This is a genomic window from Streptomyces tauricus (assembly GCF_014650955.1).
Lineage (GTDB): Bacteria > Actinomycetota > Actinomycetes > Streptomycetales > Streptomycetaceae > Streptomyces > Streptomyces tauricus.
This window is the reverse complement of record NZ_BMVY01000011.1, coordinates 1-5602: the sequence shown is the minus strand read 5'-3', so window position 1 is coordinate 5602 and position 5602 is coordinate 1. Positions and strand designations below refer to the sequence as shown.

Annotated in this window: 4 protein-coding genes; all 4 read right to left on the bottom strand. The window is 68.2% G+C overall.

The features are described from left to right. Window positions 1-156 precede the first annotated feature (156 nt). On the bottom strand, window positions 157-534 hold the full coding sequence (locus IE278_RS18810; RefSeq protein ID WP_189773767.1) for a hypothetical protein: 378 nt from the start codon (window positions 532-534) through the stop codon (window positions 157-159). Between the two features lie 2 nt (window positions 535-536). After that, on the bottom strand, window positions 537-992 hold the full coding sequence (locus IE278_RS18805) for a YbaB/EbfC family nucleoid-associated protein (protein WP_189773766.1): 456 nt from the start codon (window positions 990-992) through the stop codon (window positions 537-539). 208 nt (window positions 993-1200) lie between these two features. Beyond that, window positions 1201-4893 carry an AAWKG family protein gene (locus tag IE278_RS18800; RefSeq protein WP_189774106.1) on the bottom strand — a complete coding sequence of 1231 codons (3693 nt, stop codon included), beginning with the start codon at window positions 4891-4893 and terminating at the stop codon, window positions 1201-1203. A gap of 122 nt (window positions 4894-5015) precedes the next feature. Next, complete coding sequence (locus tag IE278_RS18795) at window positions 5016-5483, bottom strand: type VII secretion system-associated protein (RefSeq protein ID WP_189773764.1); 468 nt, start codon at window positions 5481-5483, stop codon at window positions 5016-5018. Window positions 5484-5602 lie beyond the last annotated feature (119 nt).

The following is a 5602-nucleotide window of genomic DNA, read 5'->3' as shown; positions in this document are numbered from 1 at the left end:
GCTCACCGGGGGCCACCACCCTGTGCGCCGTCCGGGCTGTTTGGTGTGCCGTTCGGGTCGCCTGGCGCGCCGTCAGGGCAGGCTCGCGCGGCGTTCGGGCAGGACGGAGCGGCCGCTCCCGGCATCATGACGCGGGAGCGGCCTTCGGTGCGGAGGTCAGCGGCGACCATGCCCGCCCGGGCCGCTGTTGCCGTCCAGCCCATGGGTGTCGATTTCCCTGTTGTTCTGCTCGATGTCCTCGATATTGGCGTCACGGGTGTTCTTCATCAGCCGGACCTGGCTGACCGTGGCGTCGGTGATGCCCACCAGTGCGTCGCGGATGGACATCATGGTGTCCTTGGTGGTCTGCCGCTCCTTCTGCTCCTGGGGCTTGGCCTTCTCGGCGAACTCGCCCTCCGTGCCGGGCCACCTGACCGTGGGGGCCAGTTCGTCGAAGAACTCCTCGGTCATGCTCCTGGTGAGGGCGCCGATCTCCTCGAGCTGCCCCGCCAGGGCCTCGATGCGCTGCGGGTCGACGTAGTAGCGCTGTCCCATGGTCAGTCCTCCCCGTCCTCGCCGAGCGCGTCCCGCCAGCCGGGGGCGGCCTCGACCTCGCGTGCCGTGTCCTCGTCGTCCTCGCGCAGCACCTCGGGGCCGAAGATACGCTCCCAGTCCAACTCGAAGCCCTTCAGCTCCGGCACGTCGGCGCTCGGCTCGGCGAAGGGTGCCATCGCCTTCATCACGTGCTTGTTCATCTTCAGGCGTGCGGCGTTCGCCGCCTCCAGGACGCTGGCGGACAGCTCCTGGTGGGACATGTCGCGGTACTTGTTCTCCAGGAACTCGATCCCGGTCAGCTCACCCTGCGGGCCCACGGTGGCGCGGACCGCGCGGTCGGAGGAGAGCACCGCGAACGACGCCTGGCGCAGCTCGCGCTCGGTGCGCGCGACCGCCTCCTGGGCGGCCTGGAGTTCGGCCATCGCCTTCTCCAGTCGCTTCTCCAGCGGTTCCGTCACGCCCGCCCCGCCCTTCTCGTCGGCAACTCCCCCACTGATCTTGCCTGGTGAGGGCCGCTTCGCGGAAGCCGGGAAGGGGTGGCATTCGTCTCTCCCCCGTGGTCGCGCCGGTCCCGACAGCGATCCCGCCGGTCTCCGCGGTGGTCATGAAGGGCCTCGTAGTGGTCACGAAGGTCCCCGCGGCGATCGCACCGGCCCTCCCCCGTGCTCACCGTCCGATCACGGCCGGCGTGCCGCCCTCCTCGGTGCCCCACACGTCCGCGTCCTCGTCCAGGTAGTCGACGGAGCTGGTGGCCCTGCGGCCCGGCTCCTGCTCCTCCTCGGTGGAGTCGCCACCGCCGCCGGTGGTGTTGACCCGGGAGGCCGGGGCCAGGAACGTGTCGCTGTCCTCCTGCCGGTTCCACGGGCTGCGCCGCCGGCGGTTGCGGCGCTCGCTCTCCTCGGCCGCGTCGACCAGGACGGAGCGCACCCGCTCGCCGTTGCCCTTCTCGGCGCCGCCGCCCATGCCGCCCGCGCCACCCATCGGCATACCGGGGCTGCCGGGCGTCCCGGGGGCGCCGGGGGTCCCGCCCGCGGCGGCCGCCGCGGTGGCGGCGCCGAGCGGGGAGGCCGTGCTGTCGGAGAGGGGGGCGACACCGGACGAGCTGAAGTCCGAGGACAGGGAGTCCGACCCGGAGAGGCCGCCGCCGGTGGACCCGAGTCCTGTACCGCCGCCGCCGAGGTTCAGCTCGGAGAGCGGTACGTCGCGGGACGTGGTGCCGTCGCCCCCGCCGCCCCCGCCCAGCCCGTCGATGTCTCCGACGCCGTTGAGGTCTCCGAGCCCGTCGAGGACGCTCGACCTGTCGTTGTTCGACGAGTTCAGGTCGTGCAGGTCCACCTTCTCGGTGTTGCCCTGCGCGTCGGTGACGGTGGCGATACCGGTGTCCGGGTCGATGACCTGCTTGCTGCCGTCCGGGAACGTGGTGGTCAGCTGACCGTTGTCCAGGGTGGTGAAGGACCCGTCCGGGTTGGCGACCCGTGCGCCGTGGGTGAGGTCGACGGTCTGGGTGTTGCCGTCGGCGTCGGTGGTGGTGAGCATGCCGTTGTCCGGGTCGAACGTGGACGAGCCGCCGTCCGCGAACGTGGTCAGGAAGTCGCCGCTGTCGTCGAGCTGGACCTCGCCGCCGGTCGGGGTCTCCAGGGCCGACTGGTCGGCGTTGAGGTCCCCGAGGTTGCCGAGCGACTCGGTGGTCACGTCGTTGTTGAGGTCGTTCAGATCGTTCAGGTCGTTGAGATCGCTCAGGTTGTTCAGGTCGTTGAGGTTGTTCTGACTGTTCTGGCTGTTGAGACTGCCCAGGTTGCCGAGGTTCTCGGTCGTCGTCCCGCCGTCCGGGTCGACAGTGGTCGCCTGGCCGGTCGACGGGTCGACGGTCTGGGTGGTGCCGTCCGGGAACGTGGTCGTCAGCTTCCCGTCGTCACCCAGCGACGTCACCGAACCGTCCGGGTTGGTCACCTTCAGACCGTCACCCAGATCCTGCGTGGTGACATTGCCGTCCGGCGAGGTGCTGGTCAGCGTCCCGGTGTCCGGGTCGAACGAGGTGGTGCTGCCGTCCGGGAAGTCGGTGGTCAGGTCACCGGCGTTGTTCAGCTGCGTACTGGCGCCGGTCGGGCCGTCGAGCACTCCGTCGCCGTTGGCGGTGCCGTTGAGGTCGGTGAGGCTGCCCAGGTCGGTCGTCGTGGTGGTGCCGTCCGGGTTGGTGGTGATCGCCTGGCCGGTCGTGGGGTCCACGGTCTGGGTCGTACCGTCCGGGAACGTGGTCGTCAGCTTCCCGTCGTCACCCAGCGACGTCACCGAACCGTCCGGGTTGGTCACCTTCAGACCGTCACCCAGGTCCTGCGTGGTGACATTGCCGTCCGGGGACGTGGTGGTGAGCGTCCCGGTGTCGGGGTCGAACGAGGTGGTGCTGCCGTCCGGGAAGTCGGTGGTGAGCTTGCCGCCGTCGGCCTGGGTGTTGCCGCCGGTCGGGGACTTGAGCGAGTTCAGCGAGCCGAGGTTACCGAGGTTCGAGGTGACCGGCCCCAGGTCGGTCTCGCCGTTGCCGTTGCCCTCGCCGTTCCCGTTGCCGTTGATGTCTCCGAGGTCGCCAAGGCTCTCGGTGGTGACCGGGTTGTTCTGGTTCAGCAGGTCGTCGAGGCTGTCCAGGTTCTGCTGGTTGGCCGGATTGTTGGGGTCGTTGATGCCTCCGAGGCTCTCCTGCACCTCCTTGGCCTGCTCCTCGGCCTCGCGCTTGGCCTCTTCCTGCTCGCGCTTCTGCTCCTCGCGGAGCTCGTCCGCGTACTTCTTGTCCTCGTCGCGCTGCTGGTTCTGCTCGTTGCGCAGTTCCTCGGCCTCACGCTTGGCCTCCTCCTGCTCCGCCTTCTGCTCGTTGCGGAGTTCGTCCTGGTACTTCTTGTCCTCCTCGCGCTGCTTGTTCGCCTCCTCCCGCAGCTCGTCCTGGTACTTCTTGTCCTCCTCGCGCTGCTTCTCCTGCTCGGCACGCAGCTCCTCCTGGTACTTCTTGTCCTCCTCGCGCTGCCGGTTCTGCTCCTCCCGCAGCTCGTCCTGGTACTTCTTGTTCTCCTCGTTCTGCCTCTTGATCTCCTCCTTCTCCTCCTCGGCCTTCTTCTCCTCGTACTCCTCCGAGGCCGTGCTGGTCGACTTCGGCTTGGGCACGTTGTCCGCGAAGTCCTCGCCGAGTTCGAGGAAGTGGTTGTTCAGGTTCGACTGCACCGTGGCGGCGGGCTTGCTCAGGTAGTCCTCGACGCCCTGGCTCCAGACCTTGACCGCCTTGTCACCGACCTTGGCCCAGTTGGCGATGTCGGTCAGGTCGCCGTACTCGGGGTGCGTCTGGGTGAAGCCGCCCTGCGGGCTGTGCCGGACGGTGGTGGTGTAGCGGTTGCTGGTGGACGTGATGTTCGTCTTGGCGACGTTGTTCGCGTCCACCCACTGGGCGAGGTCGTCCAGGACGTAGCGCAGCACCTGGTGCGGGTCGTAGTACGGGGACTTCGCCCAGGCCAGCCAGGCCTCCAGCAGCTTGCTGGCGGAGTCCTCCAGGTACTTGCGGCCGAGCGACAGGGCGCGCGAGTACACCGTGTTGCCGGTGCCGGTCTCGTCGCCGGTGCCGGCCGAGGAGTCGAAGGTCTCGATGTAGGCGTCGTAGTTCTCGCGGATCTTCTTCAGCAGGCTGCGGAAGACTTCCGCGGCCTCGCCCTTCCAGCTGGCGTCATCCTTGCTGAAACGGTCCTCCCAGTCCTTCAGGACCACCTGGTGGTCCCGGAAGAACTTGGCGGCGTAGTCGAAGGACTCGCCCGTCCGGTTGAAGGAGTTCAGGTCCACCGCGTCGCTGCCGCCCACGCTCAGGTTGCTGAACCGGGCGTTCTGGGTGCCGCCCCTCAGCAGCTCCAGGAGCGCCGTCCGCGGCCCGTTCATGTACCGGGCGAGCGGGATGGTGGACATCTTGTCCTTGTTGTAGTCCGTGAACTCGTTGCCCTCACGGACCTGCGCGTCATTGACGTTGTCGGAGCCGGGACCGGCGAAGATGATCTCCTCGCCGGCCTTCACGCGGCCCTCGAACACGATCCGGGCCTGCATGATCTTCGTCTTCTTGCCGCCGTCGAAGAAGAAGATGTCGTAGTCCTCGCCGGTGTTGGTCAGGAACCCGGAGTCCTTGACCATCAGGCTGAGGCTGCGCTCCTTGATGTCCATCCGGAAGAGCTTGCCGCCGTGGTCGGAGCGGAGCGTGTCGAAGATGGTGCTGCGGTCCGGCACCGGATAACCGGTGATGTGTTTGACCAGGGTGGCCCAGACGTCACTCGACGGGTCGCCGGCGTTGTCGAACTTGTCGAGGTTGGTGCCGGAGTTGGGGTCGTAGCGATCGGCCACCGGGCGCCCTTTCTGGTCGGTTGTCGTCCGCACCGGCACACCGTTTCTTCGTACGGGTGCGCGGGCGTGGGTGTCTTACGGAGCGCGCCGGCTGGTCGTGGCCACCGCCGGCACAGGCGGGGTCAGTCCTCGTCTTCTTCTTCCGTGCCGCCGGCCGTGAGGGTGTCGACCTCTTCGAACGTCTGCAGCAGGGTCTGCGCGTCGATCGCGTCCAGGTTCTTGTTCTTGGTCTTGTTGGCCTCCTCGATGGTGTCCGAGAGGGCTTCCTTCAGCTCTTTGAAGAGATCCATCTGGTCGCCCAGCAGCTTGTCGATGGCCTCCGCGGTGGTGCGGACGCCCTCGATCAGCTTCGGTCCCGAGACCAGGGGCTCGGTGGCCATCTTGCCGATGCGCAGGAGCTGCTGGTTCTGGTCGAGGTTGTCCGGGGTGGTGTGCCCGTCGACGAGGTGGCCGAGCGGGCGGATGGTGGATCCGTCGCCCTCTTCGCGGTGCTTCTTGGCCGCCGTGTAGACCGGCTGCACCTCGTTGTCCCGGAAGTTCTCCATCTGCTTGAGGTCGAAATGCTTGACGTCGGCCTTTTCACCGGCCATGGGACGATCTCCTGCTGCTGGGTGCCGGACGGGGGTACGGGCGGCCCGGTGGGCCGGGTGGGGCGGTGGGTGCGGACGGCGGCCGGTCCGGCGGACCCGGGGCCCGGGTCCGCCGGACC

Excerpts from the sequence above, each read along its gene's own strand:
- IE278_RS18810 (WP_189773767.1), bottom strand. The coding sequence starts at position 534 with ATGGGACAGCGCTACTACGTCGACCCGCAGCGCATCGAGGCCCTGGCG.
- IE278_RS18795 (WP_189773764.1), bottom strand. The coding sequence starts at position 5,483 with ATGGCCGGTGAAAAGGCCGACGTCAAGCATTTCGACCTCAAGCAGATG.